The 893-nt window shown below is 62.4% G+C and carries 2 protein-coding genes; one reads left to right on the forward strand and one right to left on the reverse strand.

The window, feature by feature from the left end:
• Window positions 1-333 (reverse strand): phage integrase N-terminal SAM-like domain-containing protein (locus EOA33_RS37025; RefSeq protein WP_190234520.1); only part of this gene is annotated, 333 nt, incomplete at its 3' end.
• Window positions 334-739: 406 nt separating this feature from the next.
• On the opposite strand from EOA33_RS37025, the gene EOA33_RS37040 reads away from it, so the two are divergent.
• On the forward strand, window positions 740-893 hold a 154-nt coding region (locus EOA33_RS37040; protein WP_190234521.1), incomplete at its 3' end, for a site-specific integrase.

Below are 893 nucleotides of genomic sequence, written 5' to 3' on the forward strand. Positions count from 1 at the left end.
GATCTGGCCCGACCATTCGATGTGGACGGGGCTATGCTCGCCGACAAAGCCAGCGAACGCCCGAATGGCGGCAAGACTTTGATTGCGGGTGGCGATCGAACATCGACGCGTCACTTCGATATCGGTCAAGAAGGCGCGGATTAGCTCGGCCGATAAATCGACGACATTCAGCCGATCAATAGACTTGCCAACCCGCTTCGCAACGAACGGGAGAAGCTGACATAAGCCGTCGCGGTAACCCTGCTGGGTGTTGCGGGCGAGATTGCGTTCGGCAACCACGTGTTCGAGTAGGAACCGCCGGATCCAGGGGCCAAGAAGCGCCTCGTCACGCATTGGGCATCTCCATGGCGTAATGCTCGAAGCGCGCGCTGGCCTCACGCAGAAGGTCCGGGGTTAAGGTTAGGTATCGCTGCGTGCCCGAGATGTTGACGTGGCCAAGGTAGGTGGAGAGCTTGGGCAGAAGCCGTTGGACGTCGGCGCCTTGGCGATACCAGGAGAGGAGGCGGTGAACTGCAAAACTGTGACGATAATTCCGAGCTCGGAATTAGCGGCACGGATTCGCCGTCCGAACTCTTCTTGATGCTTATCGCGACGGCTGTGACCCGGGGCGGCAGCTCGCCCTGCTATCGACCTATCTCGGCCACGTCGACCCGGGCAAGACGTACTGGTATCTCTCGGCGGCCCCGGAGTTGCTGCAACTGGCCGGTGATCGCCTCGAGCGACAGATCGGAGGCGGCGCATGACCGCCCTCAGCGCGACCTTGCAGGCGTTCTTCACCGAGCGCCTGATCCGGCAGCGGCAAGCTAGCCCGCATACGCTCGCGGCCTATCGGGATACCCTGCGGCTGATGCTGGTCTTCGCCGCCACGCGGCACGGCACGGAGCCTTCCAGGC

The organism is Mesorhizobium sp. M4A.F.Ca.ET.050.02.1.1 (genome assembly GCF_003997725.1).
GTDB lineage: Bacteria > Pseudomonadota > Alphaproteobacteria > Rhizobiales > Rhizobiaceae > Mesorhizobium.